Origin of the sequence: Nonomuraea typhae (genome assembly GCF_009760925.1) — a bacterium.
Taxonomy (GTDB): Bacteria; Actinomycetota; Actinomycetes; order Streptosporangiales; family Streptosporangiaceae; genus Nonomuraea; species Nonomuraea typhae.
The window spans coordinates 44,314-60,293 of record NZ_VRLV01000022.1 but is presented as its reverse complement, the minus strand read 5'-3'; the positions used below and the strand labels follow the sequence as shown (position 1 = coordinate 60,293).

Here is a 15,980-nt window from a genome sequence, read left to right as displayed (position 1 = left end):
CCGTGTATGCAACGTAACTTTCGAGGTGTTGTAACGGCGAGTGAAACGCGAGGAATCGAGATATGTCGTACGAAGACGTGCAGCGCGTGCTTGACCAGGCGATCGAGAAGTACGGCGTGCCCGGCGCCGTCGTCGAGATCCGCGACGGCGGCGAGACCTGGTTCGGCACGGCAGGCGTGGCCGATCTCACCACCGGCGCCCGGCGCGTGCCCGGCGAGTACATGCACATGGGCAGCTCCGGCAAGGCGTTCACCGCCGCCGCGATGCTGCAGCTGGAGGCCGAGGGCAGGCTGACCATCGAGGACCCCGTGGAGAAGTGGCTGCCCGGCATGCTCGGCGGCGGCAACGGCTACGACGGCAACAAGATCACCATCAGGCACCTGCTCAGCAACACCAGCGGCATGTTCATCACCGGCATCGCGCCCGAGATGTCACGGCCGTACGCCACCCGCTCGATGTTCGACCGCAACCGCTTCAAGGTATGGACCAAGGAGGACCTGCTGAAGCTCGCGGTCTCCCAGCCGCCGATCTTCGAGCCGGGAGCCGCCTTCGCCTACTCCAACGGCGGCTTCTACGTCGCGGGTGCGGTCATCGAGGCGGTCACCGGCAACAGCTACGCCGACGAGGTCGACCGTACCGTCATCAAGCCCCTCGGGCTGACCGGCACCCACGTGCGCGGCCTCCACGAGACCGGCTACCCGGACCCGCACCCGTCGTTCTACACCTCGCAGTTCCTCAAGGAAGGCGCCGACCCGGCCGACGTCACGGCGGAGAACTGGCAGTCGATGATGGAGGAGCCCGGCCTGACGCCCCTCGACATCACCGCGTTCAACAGCTCGGCGGGCTGGTCGGCCGGCGGCGTCGTCTCGACCGTTGGCGACATGGGCCGCTTCTTCACCGCGGTCTCCGCCGGCGGCCTCCTGCCGGCGGAGCAGCAGGAGAAGATGTGGACCACCGTCTCCACCGAGGGCGGCCACTGGATGCCGAACGCCCGCTACGGCCTGGGGGTGTTCGAGCTCGACAACGCGCCCCTGCGCGGTTTGGGCGGCAGCCTGTGGGGTTCGTACTTCCACATCTTCGGCACCCTGGACGGCGAGCACACGATCGCCGTCCACACCAACACCGAGTGGAAGACCTGGGAGCTCGCCTTCGACCTCGTCGCGGCGGAGTTCGGCCGCGGCAAGTAGGTCAGACGGCGTTGCCGGCCAGGCGATGCGGCCTCAGCCGGATGACCACGCGCACCGTGGCGGCGGGCAGGTCGAGGTACTCCTGCCCGGCGCCCTCGCCGTCGTACCTCTCGGCCAGTTCCGCCGCCAGCCGCCGCCCCGCGTCCTCGGCGACCGTCGCCTCGCCGCGCACCTCGACGTAGCGCTCGGGGTCGGCCAGGTCGAACACGCTGAGGCTGGCCCGCGGGTCCCGCTCGAGATTGGTGATCTTCCGCCTGCCCGCCTGGGAGGAGATGACCACGTCGTCGCCGTCCGTGGCCACCCAGACGACCGAGGTCTGCGGGCTGCCGTCGGGGTTGATGGTCGCCAGGATGCCGATGTTGGGGGCGTTGAGGATCTTCCGGGCGCTGTCGCTCAGTGAAACGCTCATGAAGGCCATCCCATCATGGAGATCAGCACGAGTGCTCCACGCAGCAGCGGACGAAGTCCTGCAGGACGGGGTTGGCGTCGGCCGAGGGCGGCCAGGCAACACCGCACCGGCTGGGGCTGACGCCGGTGAGCGGGCGGAAGGTGACGCCGGGGCGGGCGTAGTAGCGGGCGGCGGAGGCGGGCGCGAGGGCCACGCCGTACCCGTTCGCGATGGCCTGGAGCCATTCGTCCGGGTGGTCGGTGACGGCGCCGACGCGGGGCGGGCGGCCGCCGCGCTCGCCGGCGGCCAGCCAGTAGTCACGCCAGGCGCCGGTCTCCAGAGGGGCGGCGACGAAGGGCTCGTCCCACAGCGCGGAGAAGGGGATCTCCTCCTCGGCGGCCAGGGGATGGGTGGAGGGAAGGGCCGCCCAGCGCGGCTCGCTGAACAGGACCACGACCCGCAGCGCCTCCTGCCCGGGGAACGGCAGGCGGACCAGGGCGGCGTCCACCTCTCCCTCGGCCAGCCCGGCGGTCGGGTCCGACCAGGACGATTGGCGCATCTCCACGCGCCAGCCGGGCCCGCAGGCGGGTGAAGGCGGCGACGATGTCCGGGGTGGCCTCGTTGGCGGCGCTGGCCAGGAAGCCGACGCGCAGGACGCGGGCGGCCCGGCTGGCGGCGCTCTTGGTCGCGCGCAACACCTCGTCGCAGGTGGCCAGCAGCGCGGGGGCGTCGCCGGCCAGTGACCGCCCGGCCTCCGTCAGGGCCATCCCCGCCCGCGAACGGGTGAACAGGCGGACGCCGAGCTGCGTCTCCAGGCGCCGGATCTGCTTGGTGAGCGCGGGCTGGGAGAGATAGAGGCGTTCGGCGGCCCGGGTGAGGTTGCCCTCGGCGGCGACGGTCAGGAAGTAGCGGACCAGCCGGGTGTCCACATCCATGCCAATAGGTTATCGATGCTGCTATTGGACGCTCCAGGAGCCGCCCGGTCAGGGTTGACGCATGCTTCTTGTGCTCGTGACCGTGGTGTTCACCGTGGGGGCGGCCGCCGTCGACTTCCTGCGCGTGGGGTGGGTCCTGGACAACATGGACAGGTACGGCGTGCCGCGCTCGTGGCTGGCTCTTCTCGGCCTGGCCAAGGCGGCGGGGGCCGCCGGGTTGCTGGCCGGCCTCGTGGTTCCGGCTCTCGGCCTGGCCGCCGCGCTGGGGCTGGTGGTGTACTTCGCGGGGGCGGTCTTCACCGTCATCCGCGCCCGCTGCTACAGGGACCTGCCTTTTCCCGGCGCCTTCCTCGTGCTCGCCGCCGCCTGCCTGACGGCGTTCTAGGGGTTCGGCAGCGAGGGGTGCGCGGGCCAGGGCTGCGGGTTGTGGATGGCCCAGCGTTCGTGGTCCTCCCAGGCGCCGTTGATGAACAGCAGCGCCGGGGAGAGTCCCTCGAAGCGGAAGCCGAGCCGGCGCACGAGCTTGATGGAGGCCGTGTTGCCCGGCTGGATCTGCGCCTCCAGCCGGTGCAGGCGGAGCTGGCCGAAGGCGTAGCGCAGGACCAGGCCCAGCCCCTCGGTCATGTAGCCGCGGCCGGCGCTCGGTGCGAAGGCGGCGTAGCCCAGCGAGCCGTTCTGGAACCGGCCGCGGATGATGCTGTTGATGTTGATCATGCCGGTGATGTCGCCGGTCTCCCGGACGCACACCAGCAGCGGGCGGGCGGTCACGAGGTCGAAGCGGGCGAGGTAGGCGCGGAACCCCTCCTCGGTGTCCGGCAGCGACATCCAGGGATGGTGGAGGTCCGCGCTGGCGCGTACCAGCGCGGTGAACTCCGTCTCGTCGTGCCGCGTCAGCGGCCGTAGCGTCACCCGTGACAGCGGCTGCCCGGCCAGGAACTCCTCGATCTCCGCCGCGATCTGCACCAAACCCTCGGTCATGGCGAGACACTCTAGAACACGTGGCCTCGAGGAGCCCCGGCCGCCCATGCCTACCGTCAGTGAAGGACTTCGGCCTTCTGCGGCTGCTGCTCGTCGGCGATCCTCGCGTGCGCGCCGGGCTTGCGGTCCCGCAGCAGGACGAAGGCCAGTACGGCTGCCGCCAGCGCGCCGAACGCCCCGGCCATGAACGTGAACGCCATGCCGCTGGTGAAGGCGGAGCGAGCCACCTCGGCCAGCCCGGAGTCGCCGGTCTGCGCGGCCACCGCGAGCGCGTCCCCGATCGACTGCCGGGCCTGCTCGGGCGCGCTCTGCGGCATGGCGCCGGTGAACGTCCCGGCCAGGAGGCTGCCCAGGATGGCCACGCCGAGCGCGGCGCCGGCCTGCTGGACGGTGTCGTTCAGCGCCGAGCCCACGCCGGCGTGCTCGTGCGGGACGGCGCCCATCAGCGCGGTGATCGCCGCGGGCTGTGCCAGACCGGAGCCGATACCGAAGATCGTCAGTGCGATGGCCACCTTGAGGAAGCTGTCACCCGGCTCGAACGTGGTCATGAACGCGAACCCGCCGCACTTCGTCAGCAGGCCGGAGACGGCCAGCGGCCGGTTGCCGAGGCGCTGGCCCAGCGTGGAGGCGACGGCGTTGACCAGGATCACCGCGACCGCCATCGGGATCAGCGCCAGGCCGGTCTGGGTGGGCGTGAAGCCCAGCACGAACTGCAGGTACTGGGTCAGCGCCAGCACCAGGCCGCCGTTGCCGATCTGCAGCAGGACCAGGGAGAGGCTGCCACCGCTGAAGTTGCGGTTGCGGAAGAGCGCGAGCGGGACCATCGGGTTGGGGGTGCGCAGCTCCCAGACGACGAAGGTGGTCATGCCGACCACGGCCAGGGCGATCGCGGTCAGGGTGAGCGGGTGGCCGATGCCGTGTTCGGGAACCCAGATGATGGCGCCGACCACGGAGGTCATGCCGACCATCGACAGGATGGCGCCGAGGGGGTCGGCCTTGCGGGCGGGACCCTTGGACTCGGGCATCAGCGTGAGCGCGGCGATGATGGCGATGATCGCGATCGGGACGTTGATGAGGAAGACGGAACCCCACCAGAACTTGGCGATCAGCACGCCGCCCACCACCGGGCCGCCGATCAGGCCGACCATGAGGGCCGAACTCCAGATGGACATCGCCCTGCGGCGTTCCTGGGCGTCGAAGACCGTGATCAGGATCGACAAGGTGCTCGGCATGACCAGCGCGCCGCCGACGCCCATGAGGACCCGCCCGGCGATCAGCATCTCCGGGCTGGTGGCATAGGTGGCCACGAGGGAGGCCACGCCGAAGGCGGCCAAGCCGATGACCATCACCTTCCGCCGGCCGTACCGGTCGGAGAGGCTGCCCGCGGTGAGCAGCATGCCGGCGAACACCAGGATGTAGGACGCGATGATCCACTGAATGTCCTGGGGACTCGCGTGCAGGTTTTCGGTGAGCGGCGGGATCGCCACGGTGAGCACGCCGTTGTCGACGACCAGCACCAGCGTGCTCAGGCAGAGCACCAAAAGGATCAGCCAGCGTCGTGGATGACGTTCGGCCATGTCTTCACTCCTCCATGATGAGTACAGTGTGCCAACTCCGAACACTGTACGGACAGAAGACAGTGTGCGCAACTCCGCACGATGTGCGGCCGTGCGCTATGCTGACGCAATGGCGAACGCGCAGCAGTACCCATCCGTGTGGACCCGCCCGCAGCCGCGCCGGCGCGAGCATCCGGCCCTGAGCAGGGAGCAGATCGTGGCCGAGGCGCTGAAGCTGCTCGACGCCGACGGCATCGACGCGCTGAGCATGCGGCGCCTGGGAGCCGCACTGAACGCCGGCGCCACGTCCCTCTACACGCACGTGGCCAACAAGGACGAGCTCATCGAGCTGGTCGTCGACCTGGTCCTCGGCGAGATCGAGCTACCCGCGCAGGACGACTGGCGGCCCGCGATGGAGACCGTGGCCAGGAGGCTGCGCGCGATCATCCTGGGACACCCGTGGATCGCCGCCGTCCTCGACGGGGTGGGCACGACCTTCTTCGGCCCGAACATGATGCGGATCACCGAGCGGCTGCTCGGGGTCCAGGTGATGGCCGGCTTCACCACCCAGGACGCGGACGAGACCCTCAAGCTGGTCTTCGCCTACGTCATCGGCCTGAGCGCCGGCGAGGCCGCGGCCCTGACCCGCCTGCGCCGCGACGGCTGGACCGAGCAGGACGTGCTGGACAGCAGGCTCCCGGACGCCGAGACGATCGCCGAGGAGGGCTTCCCGCTGCTGAGCAGCGTCTACCTCGGCTACCAGGGCCGGCCGCCGGAGGAGATGCGCGAGGCGAGCTTCGAGTACGGCCTGGCCCGCATCCTGGAGGGCGTCACCGCCCACCACGAGCGCACCCACCACGAGCGCACCCGCTAGAGCCAGCCCCGCGAGTGCGCCACGTGCACCGCCTCGGCGCGGTTGCGCGCGCCCGTCTTGCCGATCGCCGACGACAGGTAGTTGCGCACCGTCCCCTCGCTCAGGAACAACCCGGCGGCGAGGTCGGCCACGGTCGAGCCGTCGCCGGCCGCCCGCAGCACCTCCCGCTCGCGGGGCGTGAGCGGGCTCGGCCCAACCTCCCGCGCGGACGTGGCCAGCTTCGGATCGATCACCCGCTCGCCCGCCATCACCCGCCGTACCGCCTCCGCCAGCTCGGCCGCCGGAGCGTCCTTGACCACGAACCCCGCCGCCCCGGCATCCAGCGCCCGGCGCAGGTAGCCGGGCCGGCCGAACGTGGTCACGATCACCACCCGGTGGCCGCGCAGCCGTTCGGCCACTTCCAGCCCGGACATCCCGGGCATCTCTATGTCGAGCAGCACCACGTCCGGCCGATGCTCCGCGGCAGCCGCGGCGACCAGGTCACCCCGGCCCACCTCGGCCACCACCTCGATGTCGGCCTCCAGGTTGAGCAACGCCGCCAGCCCGCCCCTGACGAGCTCCTGGTCGTCGGCGATCAGGACGCGGATCACGGCGCCTCCAGCGGAACCCGGGCGCGCAACCGGTACCCGCCCTCCGGCCTGGCGCCCGCCTCCAGCACCCCACCGGCCGCCCTCACCCGCTCGGCCAGCCCGCGCAGCCCGTTCCCCTTCCCCTCGGACACCGCATCCGGTACGGCGCAGCCGTCGTCACACACGTCCAGGCTCGCCCAGCCGTCCTCCACGCCCAGCGTGATCCGGCACTGCCCGGCCCGGCTGTGCCGCACCACGTTCGTGGCCGCCTCCCGCACCGCCCAGGCCAGCAGGGTCTCGGTCGCCCACGGGATCGGGCCGCCGGCGGGGGAGACCCGCACCGCGATCCCGGCCAGCTTCATGGTGTGCGCCGCCTTCTCCAGTTCCGCCGACAGCTCCGGGGTCCGGTAGCCCGCCACGGCGTGCCGTACCTCGTCGAGGGCCTGGCGGGCGGTGGCCTCCACGCCGGCCATCTCCCCGGCGGCCCGCTCGGGGTCGGTGCGGGCCAGGCGGGCGGCGAGCTGGCTCCTGATCGTGATCGAGGTCAGCGTGTGGCCGAGCGTGTCGTGCAGGTCGCGGGCGAAGCGCAGCCGTTCGTTGTCCACGGCCAGCGTGGCCACCTGGGCGCGGGCGGTGTCGAGCCGCCAGATCAGCACGCCCATCTGCTTCGTCGAGTTCACGGCGAGGGCCAGGGTGAGCACGACCGGCGGCAGCCACCACGCGTTCTGCCCGTCGGCCAGGACGACGGCGGTGCTCACGGCGGCGGTCGCGACCGCGCCGGCGGCGAACGCGGCTGCCCGGAGCACCGTCGCCAGCACGGTGATCACGAAGACGAACGCGACGTAGGCCCAGGTGGGCCCGAGCAGGGGCAGCAGCGCCGCCGCGGCCGCGACCAGGACGGTCACCGCCCACGGCTGCGGCGACCCGGCCCCCGGCCCGATGAACCGCCACATGGTCACCAGCCAGGACCGGCCCAAGACCATCAGCACGGCCACTGCCGCCACGACCCGCAGGGGACTCGGGCCGGAGGCGACCAGCACCCACAAGGGCCACACGGTGATCAGCAACCAGGCGGCCGTGCCCGCCCGGGCCGCCGACCGCCCGCGGTGGAAATCGTCGGTCCCCTTCACAGGGCCCGACGGTAACGCCAGGCGGCCAGTCCGGAGAAGACCAGCGTCCACGCGGCCAGCACCACCAGCGACCGCACGGCCGGCGGATCGCCGGCCAGCGCTCCCCACCCCAGGGACCCGGACTGGTAGGCGGGGCTGAACTCGGCCAGCGTCCGCATCCCCTCCGGCATGAGCGGCACGGGCACCCACAACCCGCCCAGCACGGAGCAGCATTCCGGCCAGGCCCGCGAGCAGCTTGGCCGAGATGTAGCCGTGCGCGGGCAGCGGTGTCACGGCGAGCTGCCGCAGCCATCCCTTGGAGCGTTCGACGGCGATCGCGCCGCCGATGGACATCGCGCCGCCCATCGCCCCGTATGTGGCCATCGAGACCATCATGTGGTCTTTGACGTTGGCCTGTCCCTGCGGGGCCAGGCGCAGCACCTCCGTCCACAGCAGGTACAGCGCCACGGGGAAGGCGGTCGTCATGACCAGGCCCACCGGGTTGCGCAGGCCGCGCACCAGCTCCAGCCTCAGGTAGGACCGCATCAGGCGCCTCCTGTCAGCGTCATGAAGGCGCTCTCGAGGTCGGTGCCGGCCGTACGCACGTCCCGGACGTCCGGCAGCGCCGTGAAGAGCGCGCGGAGGGTCGCGTCGGAGGCGGCGGTCTGCAGTACGGCGGTGCCGTCCTCGACCCGGACCCGCAGGACGCCCGGCAGCGACCAGAGCGGACCCGTGTCGGCGCCGTCCAGCGCGAAGCGCACCTCGAGGCCGCCGACCAGCGACTTGATCGTCTCCACCGGGCCGTCGGCGACGATCCGGCCATCGGCCAGCAGGATCACCCGGTCGGCGTAGTCGTCGGCCTCGGTCAGGTAATGGGTGGCGAAGAGGGTGGTGTGACGGCGGGCGCGCACCTCCTGCCACAGGGCGCGCCGGCCCTCCACGTCGAGGCCCACGGTGGGTTCGTCGAGGACCAGCAGGTCCGGGTCGCCGATCAGTGCGAGGGCGAAGCGCACCCGCTGCCGCTGGCCGCCGGAGAGCTTGCCGATCGGCCGGGTGGCGAGGTCGTCCACGCGGGCGGCGCGCATGACCAGCTCGACCGGGAGTGGTTTGGGGTACATTCCGGCGGCGGCCGTGATCAGCTGTTTGACCGGCACGTCCTCCAGCAGCCCCGATTCCTGGAGGAGCACGCCGACGCGGCCCTCGCGCAGTGCGGCGGCGGGGCTCCGGCCGAGCACCGTGGCGCTGCCCGAGGTGGCGGGCAGCAGGCCGAGGGCGATGTTCAGCATGGTGCTCTTGCCCGCCCCGTTCGGGCCGAGCACCGCGATCGTCTCGCCCTCGTCGACGCTGAGGTTCACGCCGTCGAGGGCGGTTCTGGCGCCGTAGCGTTTGCTGACGGCCTTCAGTTCCAGCGCGTTAGGCATGGGAACAGGCTGCGGGACGGGGTGGTGCTGCTAGTAGTGCCGTATGTCAGTGTTTGAGGGCGTTGACGGCTGCGCGGGACGTGTCGATCGCGACGCTGTGGTAGCTCTCGATGTGCGAGACGATCGCCTGGCGCGGGCCCTCCAGCCAGGTGGGGCTGGAGTAGAAGGCCGCCTCCTGCCGCTCGTGCGCCTCGAGCGAGTCGAAGGCGCGCAGCAGGTACGCCTCCTCGTGGCCGTCCTCGTCGGCCAGCGACGGGCCGCAGCCCACGACCTCGATGCCGTGGGCCAGCAGCATGGGGATGGCCTGTTCCCGCATCGCCCGGACGAACGCGTCCCGGGTGCCCGGCTTGAGGCGGTAAGTGCGCATTTCCAGGATCATGGGGAGATCATCCCTTAGACATATCGGGCTTGTCCGCTACCCGGGACGACCTCGCCGAGGACCCACGCGGGCAGCCCGCGCGACTCCAGCAGACGGACGGCCGGATCGGCCGCCTCCGGCGCGACGATCGCGGCCATGCCCACGCCGAGGTTGAACGTGCGGTCGAGGGCGGGCCGCTCGATCGAGCCGTGCCCGGCCAGCACCTGGAAGACGGCCGGAACCGTCCACGAGTCCCGCGACAACACCGCGTCCAGGCCCGGGGGCAGCGATCGGGCGATGTTGCCCTCGACGCCGCCGCCGGTGATGTGCGCGTACGCGTGCACCTCGAGCGTCCTGGCCAGCTCCAGGCAGTCGAGGGAGTAGATGCGGGTCGGCTCCAGCAGTTCCTCGCCCAGCGGGCGCGACAACTCGGGCAGGTCCGCGTCCAGCGACAGACCGGCATTCTTCAGCACGTGCCGGACCAGCGAGTAGCCGTTGGAATGGATCCCCGACGAGGCCATGCCCAGCACCACGTCCCCGGCCTTGACCCGGTCGGGGCCCAGCATGGCCGACGCCTCGACCACGCCGGTGCCGGCGCCGGCCAGATCGTACTCGTCGGCGCCCATCGCCCCCGGGTGCTCGGCGGTCTCGCCGCCGACCAGGGCGGCCCCGGCCAGGCGGCAGCCCTCGGCCACCCCGCCCACGATCTCGGCGATGCGCTCCGGCACCACCTTGCCGCAGGCGATGTAGTCGGTCATGAACAGCGGCTCGGCGCCGCAGACCACCAGGTCGTCAAGAACCATGCCGACCAGGTCGACGCCGATGGTGTCGTGCTTGCCGTACTGCTGGGCGATCATGACCTTCGTGCCCACGCCGTCGGTGGAGGTGGCCAGCAGAGGCCGCTGGTAGCGCAGCATGAACGAGGCGTCGAACAACCCGGCGAAGCCGCTGGCGTCGTCGACCACCTCGGGCCGCCGCGAGCGCGCGACCTTCGCCTTCATCAGCTCGACGGCCCGCTCGCCCGCCGCGATGTCGACACCGGCGGCCTCATACGTTGTCACTTGGTGCTCTCCAACACGTACTTCCCGACGTTGTCCTGGTCGATCGGGATCGGGTAGCTGCCGTCGAAGCAGGCACGGCACAGGCGCTCGGCCGGGATGGTGGTGGCCGCGGTCAGGCCCTCCAGGGAGATGTAGCCGAGCGAGTCGGCGCCCAGCGAGGCGCGGATCTCCTCGACCGACAACGACCCGGCGATCAGCTCGGCGCGGGTGGCGAAGTCGATGCCGTAGAAGCACGGCCAGGCCACCGGGGGAGAGGAGATGCGCACGTGCACCTCACGGGCCCCCGCCTCGCGCAGCATCTTGACGATCGCGCGCTGGGTGTTGCCGCGCACGATCGAGTCGTCGACCACGACCAGCCGCTTGCCCTCGACGACCTCGCGCAGCGGGTTGAGCTTGAGCCGGATGCCGAGCTGGCGGATGGTCTGCGACGGCTCGATGAACGTGCGGCCGACGTAGGAGTTCTTGACCAGGCCCTGGCCGTAGGGGATGCCGGACTCCTCGGCGTACCCGACGGCGGCCGGGGTGCCGGACTCGGGCGTCGGGATGACCAGGTCGGCCTCGACCGGGTGCTCGCGGGCCAGCACCCGGCCCACCTCGACGCGGGTGACCTGCACGCCGCGCCCGGCGATGGTGGTGTCGGGGCGGGCCAGGTAGACGTACTCGAACAGGCAGCCCCTCGGCTCGGCGACCGCGAACCGGCGCGAGCGCACGCCGCGCTCGTCGATGGTGAGCATCTCACCCGGCTCGACCTCGCGCACGAACGTGGCGCCCACGATGTCGAGCGCGGCCGTCTCGGAGGCGACCACCCAGCCGCGCTCCAGACGGCCCAGGACCAGCGGGCGGATGCCCTGCGGGTCGCGGGCCGCGTAGAGCGTCTTCTCGTCCATGAAGACCAGCGAGTAGGCGCCGAGCACCTGCGGCAGCAGCTCGGCGGCGGCGTCCTCGATGGAACGGCTGCGATCCTGCGCGAGCAGGGTGGTGAGGACCTCGGTGTCGGTGGTGGCCCGGGTGGTGCCCGGCTCGAGGCGCTGGGCCAGAACCGGGGTGTTGATCAGGTTGCCGTTGTGGGCGAGCGCGAGGCCGCCGACCTCGGTCGAGCTCAGCGTGGGCTGCGCGTTCTCCCACACGCTGGAACCGGTGGTGGAGTAGCGGCAGTGCCCGACGGCCAGGTGGCCGCGCAGGGTGCCCAGCACCGACTCGTCGAAGACCTGGGCCACCAGGCCCATGTCCTTGTAGACGAGGATGCGGCTGCCTTCACTGACCGCGATGCCCGCGGACTCCTGGCCGCGGTGCTGCAACGCGTACAGCCCGTAGTAGGTGAGTTTGGAAACTTCCTCGCCTGGCGCCCATACACCGAAGACCCCGCAGGCGTCCTTGGGGGCACGGTCTTGAGGGTCCAGGTCATGGCCGAGTCGGCCGTCGCCCTTCAGCACGTGCCTCAGTTTAGGTCGGCCACTACCCTGCTCGCACACCCGGGTGCTAGATCACATGGTATGGGCGGATCGTGCCGCGTTGGACCCCTCTCGGATGATCTCGCCGGTGAGGTTGCGGTTGGCCGCCGATCCGAGGAACACCAGCAGCGCGGCCACGTCGTCGGCCGTGGACATCCTCCTGGCCGGGGTACGGCGGGCCATCGCCTCGAACACCTGGGCCGGAATGGGCGTGCTGTCGGTTCTGGTCAGCCCCACGGCCGCCACGTTCACCAGGATCCCGTCGCCGCCCGCCTGCCAGGCCAGGGTTCTGGCCAGGCCGTGCAGGGCCATCTTGGCCGTGCCGTACGGGCCGGAGCCCGGCGTGCCCTCCTCGGCGATACCGGAGGAGACCAGCACGATGCGTCCGAAACCCTTCTCCCGCATGGCCGGCAGCACGGACTGCGTGAGCACCACGTTGCCGACCACGTTGGCGTGCAGCATCTCGCTCCAGTGCGCGGCCGGAACCTCCTCGAAGCTCTCCTCCCGGGGCGCGTCGCCGCCCCACATCACCGCGTTCGCGATCACCGAGTCGAACGGCCCGGCGGCGGCGACGGCCGCGCGGATGCCCTCGTGGTCGCTCAGGTCCATGGGTACGGCTGCCGCCGTCCCGCCGGCCTGCTCGATCTCTTCGACGACCCGCTTCGCCCGGTCGGGGCCGGATCTGTAGGTCAGGGTGACCCGGTGGCCCTCTCTGCCGAACGCGCGGGCGGTGGCGGCGCCGATCCCGGACGAGCCGCCGGTGACAAGGACGTGCATGACGAACTCCCTCGTGCTGTGTTAGCCAACTAATTAGCCAGCTAACTACATGCCTCCCCGCCATGCAACGGAGTTTCGCCCTGGGCGGACGGACAGCTCCAGAGCCGGCCCACCAGGCGCACCAGCGTCTTGCGGTCCTCCGGCTCGAGCTGGGCCAGGACCTCCCGGTCGTTGCGCTCCCAGATCTCCTCCACCGGCGCCCGCAGCGCCCTGCCCGCCTCCGTCAGATGCACATGGCTCAGCCGGGGCCGCATCGGATCGGGCTCCCGGCGCACGAACCCCGCCCGCTCCAGCCGCTGGATGGTCTTCGTCACCGTCGGCGGCTCCACCCCCAGCCGCGCGATCAGCTCGCCCTGCGACAGGCCGTCCTCCCGCCAGAGCTGGTTGAGCAGCATCTCCTGGCCCACGTGTAGCCCCAGCTTCGACAGCTCTGCCGCGACCCGGTAGCGGTGCACCTTGGTGATCTTGATGAGCGCGTAGGTGAGGGTCTCGTCCAGCATGTCTTCATCTTGCCCGCCGCCAGCGGTTTTGGCGCACCGTGGACCAAGCATGGGCGGACTCTTACCGTGTCGAGCGGTTGCCTGTGGCAGGTGCGCGCAAAGGTGGAGTATCCGGCATGACGACCAGTCGGGAGACGCAGACGTGACCACACCTGGGGACCCGAACCAGCCGCGCCCACCTGCGGACGGCCGTCCCTCGCAAGACACGCCAGACGAGGCCGAGCAGCCCACGCCGCCCTCGGATGAGCTGCCCGAGCCGCCCGAGTCCGAGCAGCCGCCCGCCTCGTGGTGGGTGGACGAGCCCGCGATGTCCGACGAGCCCACAGCGCCCCAGCCGTCCGAGCCGTGGCGCACGCAGACGGGTGAGCCGTCCGAGCCGTGGCGGACGCAGGCGGGTCAGCCGTCCGAGCCGTCTGAGCCGTGGCGCACGCAGGCGGGTGAGCCCTCGGGGTGGGGGGCCGCGGCGGCGGAGGAGCCGATCGTGCCCGCGCCGCCGGTCGTGCCGCCGGAGACCCCGCCCGTGCCGCCGCCGCCCGCGCCGCAGCCGTCCCCGTGGGACCAGCCGGACGCGCCGGCGCCGCAGGACGCCGAGAGCACCACCGCCTACGAGCTTCCCGCGTGGGCCCGCGACGACGCGCCCGAACCCGCCGGCCCCTGGGAGACGCCGGCCGCCGGCCAGTCGGAGACCTCCACCTGGCCGTCACCCGGGCAGCCCACCGGCCAGGAGACGCCCGGCTGGCCGGAGACCGGCACGGAGCAGCCCTGGAAGTCGCCCGAGCAGCCCGCGGCACCGGAGGCGGGACAGCCGGAGGAGACCCAGGCGTACCCGATCCCGGGCGCCACGCCGTCCTACCCCGGCTGGGAAAGCTCCTCACCCACCTCGACCTGGGAAAGCCCCGGCGGCACACCCACGTCGGGCCCGCAGCCCTCGCGCTACGACCCGCCCACTCCCGCCGACCGCCCGTCCTTCGCCCCGGCCGACCCCTACACGGGCGGCCCCAAGGAGTACGGCACCGCCGAGACCTACGGCGACACACCTTCTTATGGCTCCGACACCGGAGCCGCCTTCGGAGCCGGTGCGGGCGGCGCAGCAGCAGGGGCCGCCGCAGCGGCAGCCGCAGGACAAGGCGGCACACAAGACCCAGGCGCACCAGGCCCAGGCGGGCCGGGCCCAGGCGCTCCAGGTTCCGGCACGTCTGGTCCGGGCGCTGCGGGAACTCCCGGCAGCGGTGAGTCGCCCTACGGCACCGGCCCATCCAGGGACCCCTACGCCGCGGCCGCTCCGAGCCCGGCGGAAGGCCCGGTTCCCGGCGCCTCGCCGTACGGTGGCGCGGAGCCGCACGCAGGGGAACCGTCCGTCCCGGGTTCGACCCCGTCCAGCCCGTACGGCGGCGCCCCCGGCGGCCCGGCGTACCCGCCTCCGGCGGGCGGCGCCTACACCCCGCCTCCGGGCAGCGGCCCGTACCCGCCGGACTGGGCGCAGAAGAAGCCGGGCAACGGCCTGTCCGTGGCCTCGCTGGTGCTGGGCGTGGCCAGTGTGTTCCTGCTGCTGGTGTGTTTCACCGGCGTGCTCACCGCGATCATCGCGATCGTGCTGGGCGCGGTGGCGCTCTCCAAGGGCGCGAGCAAGGGGATGGCCTGGACCGGCATCGCCCTGGGCGTTCTGACGCTGGTCCTGGCGGTGGCGGCCTTCTTCGGGATCCGCAGCTACTTCGCCGAGTGCAGCAACCTCCCGCCGAACCTCGCCGAGCGCTGTGTCCAGGACAAGCTTCCCTGGAGCACGCCCTAACGCTTCTTGCGTCGGCGTTTCCTGGGTTCGTCGAAGTACGGGGCTTCGGCGGCGTAGTAGGGCTCGCCGCCGTACCAGCCCCACAGCCCGGCGATCACCGCGAGGGCCGTGCCGACCGCCGCCACCGCGACGTTCAGCCCGTACATCAAGCCGATGGGCACGGCGGCGAGCGCGAAGAGGGGGAGTTGGAGCATCGACGGCCCGGGCCAGCGCGGCGGCCGGCTCGGGCGGTGGTAGCTCTGCCACTTGCGCGGGAAGCGGTGCCGCAAGGATCCCGCGGGCCACAGCCGCGTGCCGTTTCTGAGGTCCACCACTGCCCTGCCCCCGGCGATTCTGGCCGTCGCGGGTACGGTGTCCTGCGCATCGGTCATGTGGTCCAGGTCGGCGTGCCAGTAGATCCGCTGCATGCGCGGCTCGCCGTCTTCCAGGGCCAGAACCAGGTAGGCGGCCGCCCATTTGGCGGTGCGGTGTCCGGTTTGGTGCTGGATCAGCCGGGCCGGCCGTACCCTGCACGGCTGCCCGGGAGCGCGGGCGGCGCGCCCGTTCATCACCAGGCGGACCCCGAGGGGCAGCCACGCCACCGGTAGCGCGATCAGCAGGACGATCAACAGGGCGCGGTGCCCATCGCCCGGCTCGGGGAAGTTGCCCTCCACCGGGAAGGCCAGGCCGCCGTCGCCGTACCGGATGGACACCGTGCTGCCCGGCGGGAGTTCGTCCATCTGGGTGGCGGAGTAGCGGGCGAAACCATCCTCGTCCGTCCAGACCAGGCCGACGCCACTGATGTTCTTCTTGTAGAAGAAGATCTCGTCCACTGTCGCGGTCGCGGTCCGGGTGGCCCGCTCATCCTGCGCGGCCACCTCCAGCACGGGCGGCGTCAGCGCGGCCGCGGCTATGGCCATTCCCAGCGTGTAGCCCGCCATCGACCAGGCGGTCGTCTTCCATAAGCCCATGTATCTCCCCCCGTCATCCGGACAACGGCTCGGGGAGACCAAAAGTGTCGCCCGGACCAGACGGCCGCCCTCACCGT

At 71.7% G+C, this 15,980-nt stretch carries 20 protein-coding genes and 1 pseudogene; 6 read left to right on the top strand and 15 right to left on the bottom strand.

The features are described 5' to 3' along the window. Window positions 1–62: 62 nt before the first annotated feature. Window positions 63–1,187, top strand: a complete 1,125-nt coding sequence (locus FVE25_RS49415) for a serine hydrolase domain-containing protein (protein ID WP_157254355.1) — start codon at window positions 63–65, stop codon at window positions 1,185–1,187. Between the two features lies 1 nt (window position 1,188). Here the strand turns inward: FVE25_RS49415 and FVE25_RS49410 are convergent, their stop codons facing one another. Further along, window positions 1,189–1,596 (bottom strand): PPOX class F420-dependent oxidoreductase, encoded by a 408-nt coding sequence (locus tag FVE25_RS49410; RefSeq protein WP_157254354.1) that lies wholly within the window; start codon window positions 1,594–1,596, stop codon window positions 1,189–1,191. Window positions 1,597–1,618: 22 nt separating this feature from the next. Continuing rightward, window positions 1,619–2,134: a LysR family substrate-binding domain-containing protein gene (locus tag FVE25_RS55980; protein ID WP_246268687.1), complete on the bottom strand. Its 516-nt coding sequence runs from the start codon at window positions 2,132–2,134 to the stop codon at window positions 1,619–1,621. A gap of 44 nt (window positions 2,135–2,178) precedes the next feature. On the opposite strand from FVE25_RS55980, the gene FVE25_RS55975 reads away from it, so the two are divergent. Further along, entirely contained in the window at window positions 2,179–2,430 is a 252-nt protein-coding gene (locus FVE25_RS55975; RefSeq protein WP_246268721.1) for a hypothetical protein, read from the top strand. On the opposite strand, the pseudogene FVE25_RS55970 reads toward FVE25_RS55975, so the two are convergent. Continuing rightward, window positions 2,379–2,510 (bottom strand): annotated as a pseudogene (locus FVE25_RS55970) (LysR family transcriptional regulator); the annotation flags it as partial. The gene FVE25_RS55975 and the pseudogene FVE25_RS55970 overlap by 52 nt on opposite strands. A 61-nt stretch (window positions 2,511–2,571) precedes the next feature. Here FVE25_RS55970 and FVE25_RS49400 point away from each other — a divergent pair. Continuing rightward, on the top strand, window positions 2,572–2,895 hold the full coding sequence (locus FVE25_RS49400; protein WP_157254353.1) for a DoxX family protein: 324 nt from the start codon (window positions 2,572–2,574) through the stop codon (window positions 2,893–2,895). Here FVE25_RS49400 and FVE25_RS49395 read toward each other — a convergent pair. After that, window positions 2,892–3,488, bottom strand: coding sequence for a GNAT family N-acetyltransferase (locus FVE25_RS49395; RefSeq protein WP_157254352.1), 597 nt, complete (start codon window positions 3,486–3,488; stop codon window positions 2,892–2,894). The genes FVE25_RS49400 and FVE25_RS49395 overlap by 4 nt on opposite strands. 56 nt (window positions 3,489–3,544) lie before the next feature. Then, window positions 3,545–5,065, bottom strand: coding sequence for an MFS transporter (locus tag FVE25_RS49390; protein ID WP_157254351.1), 1,521 nt, complete (start codon window positions 5,063–5,065; stop codon window positions 3,545–3,547). A gap of 109 nt (window positions 5,066–5,174) precedes the next feature. On the opposite strand from FVE25_RS49390, the gene FVE25_RS49385 reads away from it, so the two are divergent. After that, window positions 5,175–5,918, top strand: a complete 744-nt coding sequence (locus tag FVE25_RS49385; protein ID WP_157254350.1) for a TetR/AcrR family transcriptional regulator — start codon at window positions 5,175–5,177, stop codon at window positions 5,916–5,918. Here the strand turns inward: FVE25_RS49385 and FVE25_RS49380 are convergent. Genes FVE25_RS49380 through FVE25_RS49370 form a run of 3 tightly spaced genes read right to left on the bottom strand, consistent with a single transcriptional unit; the run spans window position 5,915 to window position 7,820 of the window. Continuing rightward, the gene (locus FVE25_RS49380) at window positions 5,915–6,508 is read right to left on the bottom strand and encodes a response regulator transcription factor (RefSeq protein ID WP_157254349.1); all 594 of its coding nucleotides are present in this window, start codon (window positions 6,506–6,508) and stop codon (window positions 5,915–5,917) included. The genes FVE25_RS49385 and FVE25_RS49380 overlap by 4 nt on opposite strands. After that, on the bottom strand, window positions 6,505–7,617 hold the full coding sequence (locus FVE25_RS49375; protein ID WP_157254348.1) for a sensor histidine kinase: 1,113 nt from the start codon (window positions 7,615–7,617) through the stop codon (window positions 6,505–6,507). Before FVE25_RS49375 ends, FVE25_RS49380 begins: the two co-directional genes overlap by 4 nt. Next, window positions 7,614–7,820, bottom strand: coding sequence for a hypothetical protein (locus tag FVE25_RS49370; RefSeq protein WP_157254347.1), 207 nt, complete (start codon window positions 7,818–7,820; stop codon window positions 7,614–7,616). The genes FVE25_RS49375 and FVE25_RS49370 overlap by 4 nt, the downstream gene beginning before the upstream one ends. 92 nt (window positions 7,821–7,912) lie before the next feature. On the opposite strand from FVE25_RS49370, the gene FVE25_RS54155 reads away from it, so the two are divergent. Beyond that, window positions 7,913–8,134 (top strand): hypothetical protein, encoded by a 222-nt coding sequence (locus FVE25_RS54155; RefSeq protein WP_181019960.1) that lies wholly within the window; start codon window positions 7,913–7,915, stop codon window positions 8,132–8,134. Window positions 8,135–8,141: 7 nt separating this feature from the next. On the opposite strand, the gene FVE25_RS49365 is transcribed toward FVE25_RS54155, so the two are convergent. The 6 genes from FVE25_RS49365 to FVE25_RS49340 are packed head-to-tail and all read right to left on the bottom strand — an operon-like array spanning window position 8,142 to window position 13,164. After that, entirely contained in the window at window positions 8,142–9,017 is an 876-nt protein-coding gene (locus tag FVE25_RS49365; protein ID WP_157254346.1) for an ABC transporter ATP-binding protein, read from the bottom strand. 46 nt (window positions 9,018–9,063) lie between these two features. Next, a complete protein-coding gene (locus tag FVE25_RS49360) occupies window positions 9,064–9,384 on the bottom strand; it encodes an NIPSNAP family protein (protein WP_219825987.1) in 321 nt (106 codons plus the stop codon). A gap of 26 nt (window positions 9,385–9,410) precedes the next feature. Continuing rightward, window positions 9,411–10,436, bottom strand: a complete 1,026-nt coding sequence (purM, locus tag FVE25_RS49355) for a phosphoribosylformylglycinamidine cyclo-ligase (RefSeq protein WP_157254344.1) — start codon at window positions 10,434–10,436, stop codon at window positions 9,411–9,413. After that, window positions 10,433–11,869, bottom strand: coding sequence for an amidophosphoribosyltransferase (purF, locus tag FVE25_RS49350; protein WP_157254343.1), 1,437 nt, complete (start codon window positions 11,867–11,869; stop codon window positions 10,433–10,435). The genes purM and purF overlap by 4 nt, the downstream gene beginning before the upstream one ends. Before the next feature lie 51 nt (window positions 11,870–11,920). Beyond that, on the bottom strand, window positions 11,921–12,664 hold the full coding sequence (locus tag FVE25_RS49345) for an SDR family NAD(P)-dependent oxidoreductase (RefSeq protein ID WP_157254342.1): 744 nt from the start codon (window positions 12,662–12,664) through the stop codon (window positions 11,921–11,923). A 41-nt stretch (window positions 12,665–12,705) separates the two neighbouring features. Continuing rightward, window positions 12,706–13,164, bottom strand: coding sequence for a MarR family winged helix-turn-helix transcriptional regulator (locus tag FVE25_RS49340; protein ID WP_157254341.1), 459 nt, complete (start codon window positions 13,162–13,164; stop codon window positions 12,706–12,708). 142 nt (window positions 13,165–13,306) lie between these two features. Here FVE25_RS49340 and FVE25_RS49335 point away from each other — a divergent pair, with 142 nt between their 5' ends. Next, a complete protein-coding gene (locus FVE25_RS49335) occupies window positions 13,307–14,953 on the top strand; it encodes a hypothetical protein (protein WP_157254340.1) in 1,647 nt (548 codons plus the stop codon). On the opposite strand, the gene FVE25_RS49330 is transcribed toward FVE25_RS49335, so the two are convergent. Beyond that, window positions 14,950–15,903, bottom strand: a complete 954-nt coding sequence (locus FVE25_RS49330; RefSeq protein WP_157254339.1) for a hypothetical protein — start codon at window positions 15,901–15,903, stop codon at window positions 14,950–14,952. The genes FVE25_RS49335 and FVE25_RS49330 overlap by 4 nt on opposite strands. Window positions 15,904–15,980: the final 77 nt, after the last annotated feature.